Source organism: Pasteurella canis (assembly GCF_020810675.1).
Classification (GTDB): domain Bacteria; phylum Pseudomonadota; class Gammaproteobacteria; order Enterobacterales; family Pasteurellaceae; genus Pasteurella; species Pasteurella canis.
Window position 1 is genome coordinate 661,983 of sequence record NZ_CP085871.1, and the last position, 19,792, is coordinate 681,774.

The 19,792-nt window shown below is 35.6% G+C and carries 16 protein-coding genes and 1 other RNA gene; 12 read left to right on the forward strand and 5 right to left on the reverse strand.

From position 1 onward, the window contains the following. The first annotated feature begins 11 nt into the window (after window positions 1–11). From kdsA to K7G93_RS03230, 9 genes are all read left to right on the forward strand, one after another. On the forward strand, window positions 12–866 hold the full coding sequence (kdsA, locus tag K7G93_RS03190; RefSeq protein ID WP_049214476.1) for a 3-deoxy-8-phosphooctulonate synthase: 855 nt from the start codon (window positions 12–14) through the stop codon (window positions 864–866). Between the two features lie 25 nt (window positions 867–891). Continuing rightward, entirely contained in the window at window positions 892–1,917 is a 1,026-nt protein-coding gene (locus tag K7G93_RS03195; RefSeq protein WP_226690803.1) for an SEL1-like repeat protein, read from the forward strand. Between the two features lie 248 nt (window positions 1,918–2,165). Next, window positions 2,166–3,116 (forward strand): 2-hydroxyacid dehydrogenase, encoded by a 951-nt coding sequence (locus K7G93_RS03200; protein ID WP_226690802.1) that lies wholly within the window; start codon window positions 2,166–2,168, stop codon window positions 3,114–3,116. 78 nt (window positions 3,117–3,194) lie between these two features. After that, window positions 3,195–4,382 carry a lipoprotein-releasing ABC transporter permease subunit gene (locus K7G93_RS03205; RefSeq protein ID WP_226690801.1) on the forward strand — a complete coding sequence of 396 codons (1,188 nt, stop codon included), beginning with the start codon at window positions 3,195–3,197 and terminating at the stop codon, window positions 4,380–4,382. A gap of 16 nt (window positions 4,383–4,398) precedes the next feature. Then, on the forward strand, window positions 4,399–5,082 hold the full coding sequence (gene lolD, locus K7G93_RS03210; protein ID WP_226690800.1) for a lipoprotein-releasing ABC transporter ATP-binding protein LolD: 684 nt from the start codon (window positions 4,399–4,401) through the stop codon (window positions 5,080–5,082). Continuing rightward, the gene (gene lolE, locus K7G93_RS03215) at window positions 5,083–6,336 is read left to right on the forward strand and encodes a lipoprotein-releasing ABC transporter permease subunit LolE (RefSeq protein ID WP_226690799.1); all 1,254 of its coding nucleotides are present in this window, start codon (window positions 5,083–5,085) and stop codon (window positions 6,334–6,336) included. A 63-nt stretch (window positions 6,337–6,399) separates the two neighbouring features. After that, window positions 6,400–7,485, forward strand: coding sequence for a 3-deoxy-7-phosphoheptulonate synthase AroG (aroG, locus tag K7G93_RS03220; protein WP_308443514.1), 1,086 nt, complete (start codon window positions 6,400–6,402; stop codon window positions 7,483–7,485). Between the two features lie 259 nt (window positions 7,486–7,744). After that, entirely contained in the window at window positions 7,745–8,971 is a 1,227-nt protein-coding gene (codB, locus tag K7G93_RS03225; RefSeq protein ID WP_049214470.1) for a cytosine permease, read from the forward strand. 9 nt (window positions 8,972–8,980) lie between these two features. Further along, a complete protein-coding gene (locus K7G93_RS03230; RefSeq protein ID WP_160530729.1) occupies window positions 8,981–10,243 on the forward strand; it encodes a cytosine deaminase in 1,263 nt (420 codons plus the stop codon). 96 nt (window positions 10,244–10,339) lie between these two features. Here K7G93_RS03230 and K7G93_RS03235 read toward each other — a convergent pair whose 3' ends face one another. Beyond that, window positions 10,340–11,359: a branched-chain amino acid aminotransferase gene (locus K7G93_RS03235; protein WP_115322713.1), complete on the reverse strand. Its 1,020-nt coding sequence runs from the start codon at window positions 11,357–11,359 to the stop codon at window positions 10,340–10,342. Between the two features lie 471 nt (window positions 11,360–11,830). On the opposite strand from K7G93_RS03235, the gene K7G93_RS03240 reads away from it, so the two are divergent. Both K7G93_RS03240 and rlmM read left to right on the forward strand, forming a co-directional pair. Beyond that, window positions 11,831–12,712, forward strand: a complete 882-nt coding sequence (locus K7G93_RS03240; protein WP_160530731.1) for a transcriptional regulator GcvA — start codon at window positions 11,831–11,833, stop codon at window positions 12,710–12,712. Continuing rightward, the gene (gene rlmM / locus K7G93_RS03245; RefSeq protein WP_228400467.1) at window positions 12,712–13,803 is read left to right on the forward strand and encodes a 23S rRNA (cytidine(2498)-2'-O)-methyltransferase RlmM; all 1,092 of its coding nucleotides are present in this window, start codon (window positions 12,712–12,714) and stop codon (window positions 13,801–13,803) included. Before K7G93_RS03240 ends, rlmM begins: the two co-directional genes overlap by 1 nt. Window positions 13,804–13,902: 99 nt before the next feature. On the opposite strand, the gene K7G93_RS03250 is transcribed toward rlmM, so the two are convergent. Both K7G93_RS03250 and tesB read right to left on the reverse strand, forming a co-directional pair. Then, window positions 13,903–14,766 (reverse strand): ferritin-like domain-containing protein, encoded by an 864-nt coding sequence (locus tag K7G93_RS03250; RefSeq protein WP_228400468.1) that lies wholly within the window; start codon window positions 14,764–14,766, stop codon window positions 13,903–13,905. A gap of 8 nt (window positions 14,767–14,774) precedes the next feature. Then, window positions 14,775–15,647 carry an acyl-CoA thioesterase II gene (gene tesB / locus K7G93_RS03255; RefSeq protein ID WP_228400469.1) on the reverse strand — a complete coding sequence of 291 codons (873 nt, stop codon included), beginning with the start codon at window positions 15,645–15,647 and terminating at the stop codon, window positions 14,775–14,777. Window positions 15,648–15,933: 286 nt separating this feature from the next. Between tesB and ffs the strand changes: the two genes are divergently transcribed. Continuing rightward, window positions 15,934–16,032, forward strand: an RNA gene (gene ffs / locus K7G93_RS03260) — signal recognition particle sRNA small type. Between the two features lie 30 nt (window positions 16,033–16,062). On the opposite strand, the gene cydC is transcribed toward ffs, so the two are convergent. Both cydC and cydD read right to left on the reverse strand, forming a co-directional pair. Further along, the gene (gene cydC / locus K7G93_RS03265; protein WP_228400470.1) at window positions 16,063–17,802 is read right to left on the reverse strand and encodes a heme ABC transporter ATP-binding protein/permease CydC; all 1,740 of its coding nucleotides are present in this window, start codon (window positions 17,800–17,802) and stop codon (window positions 16,063–16,065) included. After that, window positions 17,802–19,565, reverse strand: coding sequence for a heme ABC transporter permease/ATP-binding protein CydD (cydD, locus tag K7G93_RS03270; RefSeq protein ID WP_228400471.1), 1,764 nt, complete (start codon window positions 19,563–19,565; stop codon window positions 17,802–17,804). Before cydD ends, cydC begins: the two co-directional genes overlap by 1 nt. Between the last annotated feature and the right edge of the window lie 227 nt (window positions 19,566–19,792).

Below are 19,792 nucleotides of genomic sequence, written 5' to 3' on the forward strand. Positions count from 1 at the left end.
AGGAATACAAGATGCAAAATAAAATTGTTCGTTTAGAGAATATTGACATTGCTAATGATAAGCCATTTGTATTATTTGGTGGCATGAATGTTTTAGAGAGTCGTGATATGGCTATGCAAGTTTGCGAAGCTTATGTTAATGTCACGCAAAAATTAGGCGTACCTTATGTCTTTAAAGCTTCTTTTGATAAAGCAAATCGTTCGTCAATTTACTCTTATCGTGGTCCAGGAATGGAACAAGGATTAAAAATCTTCCAAGAATTAAAAGACACTTTCGGTGTAAAAATAATTACAGATGTACACGAAATTTATCAATGCCAGCCTGTAGCTGATGTGGTTGATATTATTCAGCTACCTGCTTTTTTGGCACGCCAAACAGATCTTGTTGCGGCAATGGCAAAAACAGGTGCGATTATTAATGTGAAAAAACCACAATTTTTAAGTCCAGGGCAGATGGGTAATATTGTTGAGAAAATTGAAGAATGTGGTAATGACAAAGTAATTTTATGTGATCGTGGCTCAAATTTTGGTTATGACAATCTTGTTGTAGATATGTTAGGTTTTTCTGTAATGAAAAAAGTCTCAAAAGGTTGTCCTGTTATTTTTGATGTTACACATTCTCTACAATGTCGTGATCCATTTGGTGCTGCTTCAGGAGGTCGTCGTGATCAAGTAACGGAGTTAGCACGTGCAGGTATGGCTGTAGGATTAGCGGGACTCTTTTTAGAAGCGCATCCAAATCCTAATCAAGCAAAATGTGATGGGCCTTCGGCATTACCACTTTCTGCACTTGAAGGTTTTGTTATGCAAATAAAAGCAATTGATGACTTAGTGAAAAGTTTCCCTGATTTAGATACATCAAATTAATGTTGAAATTAAAAGAGCTGCTATAATGAAAACATTACTTTTTTTAGCATTAACAGCCTTAATAACAGCAATGATTTCGCCTAGTGTAAATAGTGTGACTCCTAATGCGGCAACGCAATTACAAGCTGAGCAGGGGAATACACTTTATCAGAAAGGGTTGCAATATTTTTATGGCTTTAACAATGAGTTAATTGATATAGCAAAAGCGACAGATTTTTTTGAACAGGCTAGAAGATTTGGTCATGCTGATGCAATAGCAAGACTGGCGGATATCCTGTTGGAAAAGGACAATAAAGAGGCTTATTTACTTGCATTAGAAGCAACAGAAAAAGGAAGTGGGTTTGGTGCCCTTGTTTTAGGAGAAATGTATCAATATGGTTGGTATGTAGGACAAGATAAAAAAGTCGCTAATCAATATTTTGAAAAGGCCTTTTCTATTTTGCAGGATGAGATTAAGGCTGGAAAAATGTATCATCTAAATACATTGGCTTATATGTATGATTTTGGTTATGGTGTAGTTGAGGATATTGATAAAGCGAAAGAATTATATCGACAAGCGGCTAATTTGGGGAACGTAGTTTCAAAACGTAATCTAGCTGATCTTTATAAAACAACCGAAGTATTAACAAAAGAAAAACATGAAGAAATATTCCATTTATTTTTAGACGCAGCAGAAAAAAATGAAGTTGAATCACAATATGAAGTTGGCGAGTACTATATTGAAAGTGGAGAATTTGAGAAGGGAGTCTTTTGGCTAAAAAAATCAGCTGAACAGGGATTTAAGAAAGCTAGATTAATGATTGCTAATTTATCTTTAGTTGGTTTAGGCGTACCAGTCGATCTTGATTTTGCGTTAAATGAGTTTGAGGTATTAGAAGATTATTATACATTAGGTTATCTTTATGAGTTTGGTACGGGTGTACCGCAGAATTTAGAAAAAGCATTACATTATTATGAACTTTCTTATGCCCATAAGCAAGACGATGAATTGTTACAAGGGGAAGTCTTAGAGAAAATAACACAATTAAAAGCGCAATTAGGTAAGAAGTAAGATGGATTATAACCTCCCAAACACGGGAGGTTTTTTTATCTATTATTTAGTACTAACTAGCACGATTAAGTTTGTGATAACTCGTTTTCTAAGCATATACGTTTTTTTATCTTAAATATAAATATCGTACAGTAAGCTAGCTTAACTAAATTAATAGTTAAAAATAATTTTATTCAGTCAATTTATAGTTTGCTATCTCAAGGTAAATTGGACAAAATAGAAAACCATTGCAACAAAAGGAGTTACCCATGTTAAAAATAGTTTTTCTTGATAGCACAGCGATTCCCAAACATATTCCAATCCCCCGTCCAAGTTTTGAACATCAATGGATTGAATATGAACACACTGCTGGGAATGAGGTTATTGAACGTATGCAAGATGCTGAGATAGCAGTGACAAGTAAAGTCGTATTTAACCGTGAAGTTATGCAACAATTACCGCAATTAAAGCTTATTGCAATTACTGCAACAGGTACAAATAATGTTGATTTAGTTGCGGCTAAAGAGCTAGGCATTACTGTAAAAAATGTGACAGGGTATTCAGCAACGACTGTGCCTGAGCATGTTCTAGGACTTATTTATGCATTGAAACATAGCATCATGAGTTGGTATCGTGATCAACTAGCCGCAAAGTGGGCGGATAGTAAACAATTCTGTTATTTTGATTATCCCATTACCGATGTTAAAGGCTCAACTTTAGGTATATTTGGTAAGGGCTGTTTAGGGACTGAAGTTGGACGTTTAGCTGCGGCTGTTGGTATGAATGTACTTTATGCTGAGCACAAGGATGCAACATCTTGTCGAGAGGGTTATACTCCTTTTGAAGATGTTTTAAAACAAGCAGATATTGTAACATTACATTGCCCATTAACAGAAACAACGCAAAACTTAATTAACAAAGATACTTTAGCCTTAATGAAAAAAGGTGCATTCCTGATTAATACTGGACGAGGTCCATTAGTAGATGAAAAAGCACTTGTTGAAGCACTAGAAAGTGGGCATTTAGGTGGAGCAGCCTTAGATGTGTTAGTTAAAGAGCCTCCTGAAAAAACAAGTGTAATTGTTCAAGCTGCGACTCGATTGCCTAATTTAATTGTTACGCCACATATTGCTTGGGCATCAGATAGTGCCGTCATGACCTTAGTGAGGAAAGTAACACAAAATATTGAAGACTTTGTAAAAAATGAATTAAATGTGTAATAGATAAAATATCGTGATGTTGTTGTATGCGGTTTATGCAATAATAGCACGATATTTTTATTACTAATTTTGGTAAAAATGAGATTTTCTGTTCCTTTATTTATTGCTTTACGTTATTGGCGAGCTAAAAGTGCGGATCGTTTCGGACGACTTGTAACGAATTTAGCGAGTATTGGCATCGTCTTAGGTGTCATGGCATTGATCATTGTGTTATCTGTTATGAATGGATTAGAACATCATCAGAAACAGCAAGTTCTAGCTGATATCCCTCACGCCATTATTATGCCTCAAAATCAACGAATAAACTTACAAGATAAAGTGAATAGCTTGCCTGATTTTGTGCAAAAAGCAGTAGCGATTAATCAAACTAATGTGATTTTACAAACAGCGCATGGCGTAAGTGCAGGACGAGTTATAGGTGTAGAAGCACTTTCAGATGACCCTTTGTTATTAGGATTTCATGATAATATTGATAAAGTATTGCCCCCAGGTGAGTTTAATTTAGTGATTGGTGCGCAACTGGCTCGCAAACTTCAACTAAATATAGGTGATAAAGTGCGTGTGATGATCACTAAAAATAGTCAATATACGCCTTTTGGGCGAGTACCTGTTCAACGTTTGTTTACAGTGAGTGATATTTATTATACAAACGGTGAAGCTTCTAATTATCAAGTTTTTACGCATTTAGCAGATATTGGTCGCCTAATGCGTATCCAACCAAATCAAGCACAAGGTTACCGCTTATTTCTACAAGACCCATTTCAGATTGTTGAATTACCAAATTATTTTATAAAAGAACAATGGATCATTAAGGACTGGCGAGATCAAAAAGGTGAGTTTTTCCAAGCTGTACGTATGGAAAAAAACATGATGAGCTTATTGATTAGCTTAATTATTGTTGTTGCAGTTTCTAACATTATTACCTCATTAAGTTTAATGGTAGTAGACAAACAAGGGGAAATTGCTATTTTACAAACACAGGGTTTAAATAAACATCAAGTGCGGTCTATTTTTATCTATCAAGGTTGTTTAGTTGGGTTTGTAGGAACATTAATTGGTACGATATTGGGTATATTAGTCACGTTATATTTAGATCGTATTGTGGATATGATTAATCCTCATGATATTTACTTACCAACTTCTTTAGATGTTGTACAAATTATAATGATCGTTAGTTTTGCATTATTACTCTCTTTAATATCAACTATCTATCCAGCTTATCGTGCAGCAAAAATTGAACCAGCAGAAGCCTTGCGTCATGAATAAAAAGACGGTAAATGAAATGAAACAACACTTATTACATTGTCAAAATATCAGTAAATCTTATCAAGAAGGCAGTATACAAACAGAGGTATTAAAAGGCGTTTCTTTTAATATAGAGGCAGGTGAACTTGTTGCTATTGTTGGAAGCTCAGGATCAGGTAAAAGTACTTTATTACATACTTTAGGTGGCTTAGATCAACCAAGTAGTGGAGAAGTATTTATTAAAGGACAATCTTTACAACGTACTAATGCAAATCAATTAGCGCGGTTACGTAATCAATATCTCGGTTTTGTTTATCAATTCCACCATTTAATGGCAGATTTTACGGCATTAGAGAATGTGATGATGCCAATGTTAATTGGTCAGCAAAATAAAACAGAGGCAAAAGATCGAGCAGAAAAAATGCTCAGTGCAGTTGGGTTAGCACATCGTATTTCACATCGTCCCTCTGCACTTTCGGGGGGAGAACGCCAGCGCGTTGCCATCGCTCGTTCATTAGTTAATAATCCAGCTTTAGTATTAGCAGATGAACCAACAGGAAACTTAGATCGCAAAACAACGGAAAGTATCTTTGATTTAATTCAACAGCTTAATCATGAACAAAATATTGCTTTTTTATTAGTGACTCACGATCTGAGTTTAGCAGAAAAATTAACACGTTGTTTGGTCATGCAAGATGGTATATTAAGAGAGAAATTATAAATGAATACTCCTTTTTTTATTAGTTGGCGTTATCAACGTAGTAAGCAGAAAAATCGGCTGGTTTCTTTGATTTCTACTTTTTCTAGTATTGGTATTGCATTAGGAGTAGCTGTATTAATTTTAGGTTTAAGTGCAATGAATGGCTTTGAGCGTGAATTAAATAATCGTATTCTTGCCGTTGTACCCCATGCAGAGATTATACTTTATCCACATGAAAATGAACCACAAACGATCAATCAATGGGCGAGGCTAGTAGAACGGCTTGAGCAGCATGAACAAGTTCAAGGGATTTCACCTTATGTGAATTTTACTGCATTAGTGGAAAATGGGAGTAAATTAAAAGTTGTACAAGTGAAAGGGGTTGATAAAGCCGCCCAAGATAAAGTGAGCGCCTTGGGTAATTTTGTATTAGAAAATAAATGGAATGAGTTCGAACAACAAAGTGGTTTAATTTTAGGATATGCTATTGCTCGTGATCTTGATGTTCAAGTAGGAGATTGGGTCACGTTATTGATTTCACAGCAAACTCAAAATAATCAACTATCTCAGCCAATTCGTCATCGTGTACAAATCAGTGGTATTTTACGCTTAGATGGTCAACTAGATCATAGTTATGCTTTATTGCCTTTGGCACAAGCACAAGATTTAATAGGTCTAACTCAAGATCAAATTCATGGTGTTGAATTGAAAGTCAAAGATCCATTTGAGGTTCAGACATTAACATATCCAATGTTACAAGATTATCCTCAAGCACTTTATGCTCAGCATTGGATCAGTAAATTTGGCTATATGTATCGAGATATTCAACTTATTCGTAGTGTGATGTATATTGCAATGGTGTTAGTAATTGCAGTAGCTTGCTTTAATATTATTTCAACATTGATTATGGCAGTGAAAGATAAGCAAAGTGATATTGCGATTATGCGTACTTTAGGTGCAAATAATCGTTTTATTAAGCAGATTTTTGTGTGGTATGGCTTGCAAGCTGGCATGAAAGGGTGTTTAATTGGTATTTTTTTAGGCGTAGCCCTAGCATTAAATTTAACTCAGCTTATTCAAGGAGTTGAGATTTTACTTGGACGGAAATTATTATCAGATGGTATTTATTTTGTCGATTTTTTGCCAAGTGAGTTGCATTGGCAAGATGTCTTATTAGTATTAGCCTCTGCGCTAATATTAAGTTTAGTTGCTAGTCTCTATCCTGCTAATCGGGCAGCAAAACTGCAGCCTGCTCAAGTGTTGAGTAGCCATTAGTTAATTTACTGTTTAGAGTTTGATTATTATCGGATTTATTTATAAGAAGTAAGCGAGAGCAAAATGACAGAGTATAAGAACGAAATTCATATTGAAAATGATGACACTCGTATTGATAAAATTGAACAAGTTTTACCCCCCGTCGCATTATTAGAAAAATTCCCAGCCAGTAGTGTTGCAGCCCAAGTTGTAAAAGAAACTCGTAAAAAAGCACATGATATTATTCATCAAAAAGATGATCGTTTATTAGTTGTGATTGGTCCTTGCTCTATTCATGACCCTAATTCTGCACTTGAATATGCAAATCGTATTAAAGCTGTACGAGAAAAGTATAAGGATACTTTAGAAATTATCATGCGAGTTTATTTTGAAAAACCACGTACTACAGTAGGTTGGAAAGGTTTAATTAATGATCCACATTTAAATGGTACTTTTGCTCTTAATGATGGACTACGTATAGCGCGTAAATTATTATCTGATGTGAATGATTTAGGTGTACCAGCAGCAGGTGAGTTTTTAGATATGATTACACCACAATATTTGGCTGATTTTATGAGTTGGGGAGCAATTGGTGCAAGAACAACTGAGTCACAAGTACATCGAGAGTTGGCTTCTGGACTATCATGTGCGGTGGGTTTTAAAAATGGCACTAATGGAGGAGTGAGAATCGCATTAGATGCAATTGGTGCTGCTGAAGCCCCTCATTATTTTTTATCAGTCACTAAATTTGGCCATTCTGCGATTGTATCAACACGCGGTAATGAAGATTGTCATATTATTTTACGTGGTGGTGATAAGGGACCCAATTATAGTGCGCAAGATATTGCTGCTGTTTGTGCTGATATTGAGAGAAACGGACGGATTCCTCATGTTATGGTTGATTTTAGTCATGCAAATAGTAACAAGCAATTTAAAAAACAGTTGGATGTTTGTCATAGTGTATGTGATCAAATTGCAAATGGCTCAACACAAATTTTTGGCGTGATGGTTGAAAGTCATTTGACTGAAGGACGTCAAGATCTTATTGATGGTAAAGCCTTAACTTATGGACAAAGTATTACAGATGCGTGTATTGGCTGGGAGGATAGTGAACAAGTACTTGAAGCCTTATCAAGTGCGGTCATTTCTCGTCGAAATTTAAAATCATAATTAAAGAAAAACCACCTTCCATTAAGGTGGTTTTTTTACTCTCAAAAAACATAATAACTAGTCTGTACTTAGATCTTTTACATTTATTTGAGAAGAAATCAATAACTATCTAATAAGATAAAACAAAAACTTTGTTGATAGCTCTCATTTATATAATAAACGTAAATAAAAAATCTTTCACTTTTATTGCGCAAACGTTTGCTTTTTAAAATTGGCGGATTATAATGCAACGATTTTTTACTTTTAATAAGGATAAATAATGAGCTTAGATAATTATAGTTTAAAGCCAGTGCCACAACATGAGCGCAAAGGAGGAATTGCATTAACATTTGTTATGCTTGGATTGACTTTCTTTTCAGCCAGTATGTGGACGGGAGGAACACTGGGTACATCATTAACTTATGATGATTTTTGGACAGCCATTCTAATTGGTAATTTAATGCTTGGTGTTTACACTTCTTGTTTAGGCTATATTGGTGCAAAGACAGGCTTAACTACGCATATTTTAGCGCGTTATTCTTTTGGAGTAAAAGGGTCTTGGTTACCTTCATTATTACTTGGTGGAACACAGGTTGGCTGGTTTGGCGTAGGTGTAGCAATGTTTGCTATTCCTGTTAATAAAGTAACAGGAATTGATGTTAACACTCTCATTATTCTTTCGGGTGCATTAATGACAGTAACAGTTTACTTTGGTATTTCAGCATTGACTATTTTATCAGCAGTAGCAGTACCTGCAATTGCTGTACTTGGTTCGTATTCTGTGTATTTAGCTGTGACAGATGCCGGAGGAATTGAGGTATTACAAGCTATAGTGCCAAAAGAGAGTATGTCATTACCTATGGCGATTACATTAGTTGTTGGATCATTTATTAGTGCTGGAAGTCTTACTGCTGACTTTGTTCGTTTCGGACGTGTACCAAAACAAGCGATTGTGATTAGTATGATCGCTTTCTTTTTAGGTAATTCGTTAATGTTTATTTTTGGTGCAGCGGGTGCCTCAGTGAAAGGCATGGCAGATATTTCAGATGTGATGGTCGCTCAAGGACTAATTTTACCTGCAATTATTGTATTAGGGTTAAATATTTGGACGACTAATGATAATGCCCTTTATGCTTCGGGATTAGGCTTTGCTAATATTACTGGATTAAGCAGCCGTATTTTATCAATGGCAAATGGTGTTATAGGTACACTTGCCGCACTTTGGTTATATAACAACTTTGTTGGTTGGCTTACTTTCCTTTCTTCAGCTATTCCTCCAGTCGGGGGCGTGATTATTGCAGATTATATATTACGTCGTAAAGCATATCAAAATTTCGAGCAAGCAAGATTTGTTAATATTAATTGGATAGCGATTATTGCGGTTGCAATAGGTGTAGGTTGTGGTAAATATTTGCCAGGTATTATCCCTGTAAATGCAGTATTAGGGGGAGCAATTTCATATTTAATACTTAATCCATTGTTTGCAAAAATGTTAGCAACAAAATAGGAGCCAATTATGTTAATTAAAAATGTACATTTAACGAATAAAGAAGGGCTTTGGCAAATTCTGATTGAAGATGGCAAAATCATACGTATTTGTTCTAATGATGAAATTTTAACCTATGAAGGAGAGATTTTAGATGCAGAGCAAGGTATTGCTTATCCTCCTTTTGTTGAACCACATATCCACCTTGATGCTACACAAACTGCAGGACAGCCAAATTGGAACCAATCAGGTACGTTATTTGAAGGTATTGAGCGTTGGGCTGAACGTAAATCGATGTTAAGTCATGAAGATGTAAAAGCCAGAGCATGGAAAACATTAAAATGGCAGATTGCAAATGGTGTACAGTATGTTCGTACACATGTGGATGTGTCTGATCCTACATTAACTGCACTGAAAGCCATGTTAGAAGTAAAACAAGAAGTAGCACCTTGGATCGATTTACAAATTGTGGCTTTTCCACAAGAAGGCATTTTATCGTATCCAAATGGCGAAGCTTTACTTGAGCAAGCAATGGCAATGGGAGCAGATGTTGTAGGCGGTATTCCACATTTTGAATTTACGCGTGAATATGGCGTAGAATCTATGCATATTGCATTCAATATTGCTCGTAAGTATGGAAAACAAATTGATATTCATTGTGACGAGATTGATGATGAACAATCACGCTTTGTGGAAACAGTCGCAGCATTAGCCTTAAAATATGAAATGGGTGATAAAGTCACTGCGAGCCATACTACTGCAATGCATTCTTATAATGGTGCTTATGCATCACGTTTATTCCGCTTGTTGAAATTATCAGGTATTCATTTTGTAGCGAACCCACTTGTAAATATTCATCTACAAGGGCGCTTTGATACTTATCCAAAACGCCGTGGAATTACTCGAGTAAAAGAAATGTTGAAAAATAATATTAATGTTTGTTTTGGGCATGATGATGTATTCGATCCTTGGTACCCATTAGGGACAGCAAACATGTTACAAGTACTCCATATGGGGTTACATGTCTGTCAATTAATGGGATATGGTCAAATTAATGATGGGTTAAAATTAGTAACTGACAATAGCGCGAAAGCGCTTGGATTAAGCGATTATGGTATTAAAGAAGGATATTCTGCCAACCTGATTATTTTACCTGCGCAAAATGGATTTGATGCAGTAAGAAGACAGGTACCAACGCGTTATTCTATTCGCCAAGGTAAGATCATTGCGGAAACTAAACTGGCAGAAACTCAGATTTATTTGGATAATATAGAGACAGTGACTTACAGATAAATTGAGTGTATTTTAATATTAAATAAACAGTTGAAATATAAAAGTGCGGTATAAATGCTTGGAATTTTGACCGCACTTTTTGTTGTTTAATTAGATTTAGTCAACTTTTACAATCCAACCTTCAGGTGCATCAATATCGCCAAATTGAATACCAACGAGCTCATTATAAAGTTTTGTCGTGATTTCACCTACCTCAGTTTCAGAATAGAAAACATGGAAGTTATCACCATATTGAATACCACCAATTGGGGTAATTACTGCTGCTGTACCACAGGCCCCCGCTTCTTTAAATTTTGCTAATTGATCAATATACACATCGCCTTCTTCTGTTTCTAATCCTAAGCGCTCTTTTGCAAGGTAGAGAAGAGAGTATTTAGTGATACTTGGGAGAATCGAAGGTGAAAGCGGTGTAATGAATTTATTGTCTTGCGTAATCCCGAAGAAGTTTGCTGAACCAACTTCTTCTATTTTGGTGTGTGTGGTTGGATCTAAATAAATACAGTCACCAAAACCATGCGCTTTTGCTTCTTTGCCAGGATATAAACTTGCAGCATAATTACCACCTACTTTAGCGGCACCAGTTCCCTGTGGAGCAGCACGATCATAATTTGAAACTAAGAAATTAGTTGGTTTTAGGCCACCTTTAAAATAAGCTCCAACAGGACAACAGAAAATAGAAAAAATATATTCTGGAGCAGGGCTTACACCAACATTATCACCAACACCTATCATAAATGGGCGAAGATATAATGTAGCACCAGTGCCATAAGGTGCTAGCCATTCTTGGTTTGCTTTAACAACTTGCTTACATGCATCAATGAACATATCAGTTGGTATTTCTGGCATCAATAAACGCTGACAACTACGTTGCATACGTAGTGCGTTTTGATCTGGACGAAATAGGTTAATAGAACCATCTTTGCAACGATAAGCTTTTAATCCCTCAAAACATTGTTGACCATAATGTAGTGCAGTTGATCCTTCGCTAATATGTAATGTGTTGTCTTGAGTGAGTTCTCCTTTTGACCATTTACCATCTTTCCAATATGCAATATAACGGTAGTCTGTTTTAATGTAGCTAAAGCCTAAATTTTGCCAATCAATATTTTTTGTCATTGTTATATCCTTTTTGTTGTATTCGGAGAATAACTTTTAATCTACACGATTCTTTATAGCTTGCAAATGTTTGTGAGAAAAAATTTAATAATAAAAAAGAAAATCTGAAAAATAGTTTGAAGTAACACAAGCAATAAGTGAGTGTCTATGCTAGAATCGACAGATAAAAAAACACCGCTCAAATGAGCGGTGTTTAACCAAAAAAGGTCTAAAAATAAATATACAGGAAGTGAAAATAAGTAACTTTAAAAGTTACTCTGTTTGGTTTCCCAAACAATATGCAAACACAACATCATACTTAAGTCCGAAACTCTTAACCAGTAAGGAATTACCAATCATTAAGTATGGTTGCATTGTAAGAGGAAGTCTTAGAGTGAACAATGGATATTTTTTTATATGAAGCATTAAAAAAAATAATGCGAAATAACTTTTTTATATTATATATCAAAAATTTAACATTAAGAAGAATATATGTATAAACGTTTGCCTCCCTTGAATTCATTGAAATCTTTTGAGTCTGCTGCAAGGCATTTAAGCTTTACTAAAGCAGCAGAGGAATTGTTTGTTACACAAGCTGCAGTAAGTCATCAGATAAAACTGTTAGAAGATTTTTTAGGCGTTGAGTTATTTAAACGCAAGAATCGTGCATTAGAATTAACAGAATTAGGTCAAGCTTACTTTAGCGATGTGACAAAAATTCTACATCGACTTGCGGAAGCAACAGACAAATTATTGGCTCAAAAAAATAATAAACATCTAACTATCAGTGTGCCACAAACATTTGGGATTCAATGGTTGGTACCACATTTAAGTGACTTTAATCAACATCATCCTGATATAGAAGTGCGTTTAAAAGGTGTTGATCAGGATGAGGGATTATTAAGTAAAGATATTGATATTGCTATTTATTATGGTCTAGGAAATTGGGATAATCTACAGGTTGAAAAGTTAGTTGAAGAAAATTTGCTTATTCTTGCTTCGCCAAAATTACTTGAACAAAATCCAGTCCGTTCCGAAAAAGATTTAAAAAACCATACGTTAATCCATATTCATACGCGTGATAACTGGAAAAATATGGCAAGCTTTTTACAGCTCGATGATTTAAATATTCAGCAGGGTTCATTATTTAGCCATACTTTTATGGCATTACAAGCAGCCATACATGGACAGGGTTTAGTGCTTGCAAATCGTATTTTAGCACAGCAAGAAATTGATAATGGTCATCTACAAGTTGTCTTACCGACCAATTTACATGATCCAAAATCTTTTTATGTAGTAAATCACTTTGATGTGAATGATGAACGTATTCGAGCTTTTCGTGCTTGGATTATTGAAACAATGAAACAAAAATAATGAATAAATTAGCCTTTTATTGCCGTTCTGGTTTTGAAAAAGAAGTTGCTGCAGAAGTGACTGAAAAAGCAAATGCACTTGGTGTTTTTGGCTTTGCACGAGTAATGGAAAATAGTGGTTATGTCATTTTTGAATGCTACCAACAAGGCGATGCAGATCGTTTAGCACGAGAAATACCGTTTAATCAACTTATTTTTGCACGTCAAATGTTAGTGGTTTCTGAACTTTTAACTGATTTATCACCACAAGATCGGATTTCACCTATTGTAAAACAATACCAACAGACCGCAGCTCAGATTAATTTAAAGCAAAGTAGTGAGATTTGGGTTGAAACGGCTGACACTAATGAGGCAAAAGCACTTTCTGTTTTTTGTCGTAAGTTCACTGTACCATTACGTCAAGCATTAAAAAAACAAGGTTGGTTAAATGCCCCTAGAAACAAGTCTGTCATGGTGACATTACATATTCTTTTTATTAATACCACAAGTTGTTATGTTGGGTATTCCTATAATCATAATCACTCCGATTATTTTATGGGTATCCCTCGTTTAAAATTTCCTGCTGATGCTCCAAGTCGTTCAACATTAAAGTTGGAAGAGGCAATTCTTACTTTTATTCCTAAAAAGCAAGAAACTATGCGTTTGCAGGAAACGATGTATGCTGTCGATTTAGGGGCTTGCCCTGGTGGATGGACTTATCAGTTAGTTAAGCGTGGCTTATTTGTGTATGCTGTAGATCATGGCAAAATGGCGGAAAGTCTACATGAAACTGGACGTATTGAACATTGTCCAGAAGATGGATTTAAATTTCAGCCTCCCAACCGCCGTAAAATAGATTGGCTGGTTTGTGATATGGTAGAGCAGCCAATGCGCATTGCTAATCTGATTGCAAAATGGTTAGTTAATGGTTGGTGTAATGAAACGATTTTTAATCTTAAATTACCCATGAAAAAACGCTATCTTGAAGTACAAAAATGTTTACAATACCTTGAGGAGCAGCTCATTAAGCACAGTATTAACTATCAAATTCAAGCTAAACATCTTTATCATGACAGAGAAGAGGTGACAGTACATATCGCAGTGAAGAATTGAGAAAAGTGCGGTCAGATTTCATAGAATTTTGCGCTATTTCTTATTTAAGTAATGTTAAAATTCAAAGGCAGATAATTTATGCTCTGCCTTTTATGATTTTCATATTATTTTGGCTTTAATATAGTTTTTGAGTGTTTGTTCAATTTCATAGATCCAATCAAGTTCATATTGAGTAAAACCTGCTTGTAGTCGAGCATCTGTATTAATCACCCCTTTGAATATGACGATACGATATTTACGCAGCAGTTCGCCAAAACATTGCATTGCATCTAATCCACGTTTAGCAGAAAGCGCATGATACCAATGATTGCCGATTGACACATGACCAATTTCATCACGTAAAATGATATCGAGAATTTCAACGGCATCAACGTCTTTACGTTGGCGAATTTTATCCTGTAAAACAGGTGTCGCATCTAGCCCTCTTGCTTCAAGCACACGAGGTACTAGTGCCATACGTTCCCAAATATCATGAGCTGTAGCTTGTGACATTTCCCATAACCCTGCGTGTGCCTCGAAGTCACCATATTGGTATCCTAATGATTTTAAATGTTGATTGAGAAGAGTAAAGTGGGTACTTTCTTCTCGCGCTACTCGCAACCAATCCTTTACAAATGCCATCCCCTCACCCAATTCTAGTTGAGCATGGCGCCCAAAGCGCCAAGCTGCATCTAAACCTAAGTTAATCGCATTAAACTCAATATGTGCAATGGCATGTAATGTTGCAGCATATCCATCTTCAGTGGCAAAAGAACGTTTAGGTACATCTTTGGGGGCAACTAGCAGAGGTTTATGAGGGAAGCCAGCAATATCTTGGGATGGTGCGACAATCGGAAAATCTGCTAATTCGGTTAAATTAACTGTTGGTAATAGCTCATCATAAAGTCGATTAACAAGTTCACATTTTTTCTCTGGTACAGTTTCGATTAATGCTGTTGAGATAGCTTGCCAAAGTGCGGTCATTTTTTTCCTTATTTTTTTGTTTCTGATGTATAACGGATTAGGCCTTCTTGTTGGGTTGTTGCAATCAATCGACCTTTTCTATCAAAAATTTGTCCACGAGCCAAGCCTCTCGCCGCAAAGGCATTATTGCTTTCAATTGCGTAAAGTAGCCAATCATTTAAATTAAAACTACGATGGAACCAAATTGAATGATCAATGGTTGCAACTTTCATACCTGATTGTAAAAATCCCTTTTCATGTGGATGAAGGGCAGTTAATAAACAATGAAAATCAGAGAAGTAGGCGAGTAGACATTGTTGTATTTTTTGATCTGATGGTGCATTACCATTTGCTTTGACCCATGCAAATTGTTCTGGAGGTAATATTGTGCCATGAAATGGGTTATTGACATATTTTGCCCGAATATCAAAAGGGCGTTCTGCCGTAAATTTTTCACGAATGGGTGCTGGAATATAAGGTGCAAGTTTTTGAATAACAGTACTTTCTGCAATAAATTCATCAGGCTGCGCAACCTCAGGCATCTGACTTTGATGATCGAAACCTTGTTCTTCATTTTGAAATGAAGCTGTAATATGACAAATAGGTTCATTATGTTGAATTGCTTTGACACGCAATGCCGTAAAATTACGTCCTGAACGTAGCGTTTCAACATCATAAATAATTGGATGTTGGCTATCACCAGGGGATAAAAAATAAGCATGGCAAGAATGTAAAATACGATCTGAGGGGGCTACTTGAATAGCAGCGGATAAAGCTTGTGCGACAACTTGACCACCGAAAACTTGTCGTAATCCTAAATCTTCGCTACTACCTCGAAATAAAAAATCATCTAATCGTTCTAGTTTAAGTAATTCAATTAAGTTATTAAGCACTTTTGACATAGCGCATCCTTATGTGAGTAATAAAATTAGATTGGTTGTTATCATAACTGCAATCAACCCAACAAGAGTTAAAATAAACTGCCAGTATCAATTCAATTAAAGGTTACTGAATGATGTATTTATATAGAATCAAAAATTATTTGCTATCAAACTGAGCATTACCTTACTTAAAAAGTAATCAATTAAATAGAAATAAAAATCAACATTTGCAATATCAGGCATCTTATTGCATAATACGCCACCTAATCACTTGATAAGCTTATTTAGTGGTTATTCTATGGAAATCTTCTCGGTTCCTCGCAATGGTATCTGGTTTACCTGGTCAGGTTCGGAAGAAAGCAGCCAAAGTCAGCATCACTGTGTGCCGAGATCAAGCTGGGGAGATTTCCACCCAACTTGCCATTCGTTATAAATACTAAATTTTTGCGACTAATTTTTTAAAATAGCTATTTTCTTGTTGGATTAGTTCATTATACGTGCCCTGTTCGATTAGTTTTGCTTCATCAATAATGTATATTTTGTCAAATTGTTCAATCAATGTAAGGCGATGAGTAACCATTAAGAGCGTTTTATTTTTTGCATGCATTAAGATCAAATGCAATATTTGGCGTTCTGTTTCTCGATCTAACCCTTCTGTAGGTTCATCTAACAATAAAATAGGTGCATTATTAAGTAATATACGAGCAAGCCCTAAACGGCGTTGTTCACCACCTGATAACGGGCGTCCACCATCACCAAGCCATAAATTTAATCCTTCCTCTTGTTCAACTAATTTAGCTAAACCTACCTGCTGCAATATCGCAATCATTTTTTCATCAGTGATCTTATCTGGGTTTGCTATTTGTAAATTATTACGCAAGCTATCACTAAATACATGAACGCGTTGAGTTAAAAAACATATTTGCTGACGGAGTGCTTGCTCTGAATACTCTTGAATAGGCATACCTGAGAGTAATAATTGTCCTTTATTGGCATCATAGTGACGAACTAATAATTGCAATAATGTCGATTTCCCACTGCCTGTTTTACCAAGAATCGCTACTTTTTTGCCTTGTTCAATTGTAAGACTAAGATTATTTAATGCGAGATTTTTACGATCAGGATATGTAAAAAATAGTGAATGAGCTTGAATAAGTGGTTGTTTTGTTGTGTTAGTTTGATTGAACTGTGCTGTCCCTTCAAATTTGACCAGAGGGGCTTGCTCAATGATTTCATTAACACGTTCAGCGGAAGCTATCACCTGACCAATATGTAAAAAAGCTGCGCCAATTGGCATTAAAATTTCAAAGGCAGCAAGTGCTGAAAAAGCGAATAAAGCAATTAACGCGGCTTTATACATACCTGTGCCTAAATCAATATCTGCGACAATCCAAAGTGTTGTTGCAAGTATGAGACCATTCACAAATAACAGAATCGCACTGGAAAGTCCTGCTAAGTTAGCTTCTTTTTGTTGATAATCTTGCCAGTCTTGTTCTGTTTTATTCAGTTTTTCTTTTAATGGTTTTTCCGCATCAAAGAGTAATAATTCTGCTTGAGCTTGAATAAATTCGACAAATTGAATGCGATAGATTGCACGCGATTGTATTAATTTATCACCAAACTTATTTCCTAAGTGATAGAAAAGAGTTGGAATGGCTAATAAAAATGTTAATAAAGTGGAGCCAATGAATACAGCAAGAGGAATATGAATAAAACTTAATCCGAATGTAATAAGCGCAATCACTACAATTGCACTAATAAAAGGAGCGATTAGGCGTAAATACAAACTATCAAGAGTATCAACATCAGCCACTAATCGGTTTAGTAAATCACTATGACGATAGCGATTCAAAACAGCAGGACTTAATGGAATAATCCGACTGAAAACTTGAACACGTAATTTAGCTAGCACACGAAAAGTTGCATCATGTGTAACAACTTTTTCAAAATAGCGTGCAACAGTTCGACCAATTGCTAAGCCACGTACACCTGCAGAGGGGTAGAAAAAGTTAAATAAGGTACCGATTCCAGCAATGGCTGTTGCAGCTAAAAACCAACCAGAGAGTGTTAATAAACCAATACTCGCGGCTAAGCCTGTAATCATTAAAATTACCCCTAAAATTAGAGGAAATTTAGCGTACTTAAATAAACGTAAAAAAGGGAATAATACGCGCATTAGTTTAGATCCTGTTTTCGTTGAGTCAGTAATTCAGCAAAGAAACCTTCATCTTTTAATTCTTCAAAATGGCCTTGTTGGATAATTTGTCCTTGTTGCATAACAAGAATTGCATCACATTGTTTGAGATCTTCGATACGGTGAGTAATCATCAGAGTAGTTTGCTGCTGACTCATTTGTTGTAAAGCTTGTAAGACTAAATTTTCAGACTGTGCATCTAGGCTTGCTGTAGGCTCGTCCAATAATAATAAATAACTCTGGCGAAGTAGTGCGCGTGCAATAGCAAGCCGTTGTGCTTGCCCGACTGAAATACCTAATCCCCCATCTTTAATTTCACTGTCTAATCCTAATTTATCTGTAAACTCTTTAGCTTGTGCGAGTACCAATGCTTGCTCAATTTGATGTTCATTCGCTTCAATATTCCCTAACAATAAATTTTCTTTAATTGTACCTTGCAGTAATAAGGGATTCTGTCCAACCCAAGCAATGTGCTTACGCCATTGTGATAAATTCATTGTTTTTAATTCAATCCCATTAATTTTTAAACTCCCTTCATAAGCTAAAAATCCTAGTATTGTATTAATTAAAGATGTTTTTCCCGCACCACTTTGACCAACTAAAGCAGTATGGCTCTGAGCTGGTAAAGAGAAGTTTAAGGGCTTTGTTAAAGGGTTGCCTTGTGGAGATAATACGACTAAGTTTTGTGCAGTAATGTCAACTGCACGTTTTATGTCTAAAGATTGTTGGTGAGCCGATTGTGTAGATGTATGTTCTGTCTCTAAAAATTCGACAATCACATCCGCAGCACCAATTCCCGCAGCACGATCATGGTAATAAGTACCGAGATCGCGTAGTGGTTGATAAAACTCAGGAGCTAAAATAAGACAGAAAAAACCAACAAATAAAGTTAAAGGAGTATTATAAGTACCAAAATTGAGTTCTCCTAAATAGCTAAACCCGAAATAAACTGCCATTAATGCGATAGAAATTGATGTAAAAAACTCTAATACAGCAGAGGAGAGGAATGCCATTTTTAATACATCCATTGTTGTTTCACGAAATGCTTCAGTATTTTCTTCGATATGTTTTGTTTGTTGTTCAGTAAGATTAAATAAACGTAATGTTTCTAAACCTCGTAGGCGATCTAGAAATTGCCCACTTAACTTTGCTAAAGCTGCCATATTTTTTTGACTACTCTCTGCAGCCGCAATCCCCACTAAAATCATAAAAATAGGAATTAGTGGTGCGGTGAGCATTAAAACAAGACCCGCAGCCCAATTAAGTGGAAATATAGCAATTAAAATCACGATGGGCACAATGGCTGAGAGTGCCTGTTGAGGTAAATAACGAGCGTAGTAATTATGTAAGTTTTCTACTTGTTCTAACATAATAGATGCCCAGCTGCCAGCTGGTTTTTGATTGATTGTTGCAGGTCCAACTTGATGAATTTTATCTAAAATTTGCTGACGGATAGAGTTACGTAAAATTCGACCGCACTTAAAACCAATTTGCTCACGTATCCAAAGAATAGTTGCTCTAAGTGTAAAACCAATGATAAGACCGAAAAAATAGAATGACAATGTATTACGATCAGTTCCTGATATAATCAAGTGATGTAATAAACTCGCTAAAAAATAAGTATTAATAACTAAAATTACAGATGAAATAGAAGCGAGAAGAATGTTCAAACTTAGTAGTTTTTTAATGGGTTTCTGCTGTGACCAAAGCCATTTCTGTAAATATTTTTGACGTGTTTTTTGCATAGTAAAGTGATTTCAACTTAATGATTAATCTTGTTATAAAATAGTGAAGGACGCGTTGAGTGCGTCCTTAGCTTGATAACGTTGGTGCTATGTTTTTCAAGTTTTTCGTATGTTTATATCTAAGCTCTAACATTCATTTATAGTGTCAAACTTTTTCTATTGATTAGAGATTAAAATCATTCCACACCGACAACAGTTTATCATAATTTATCCAAAAATATGATGTT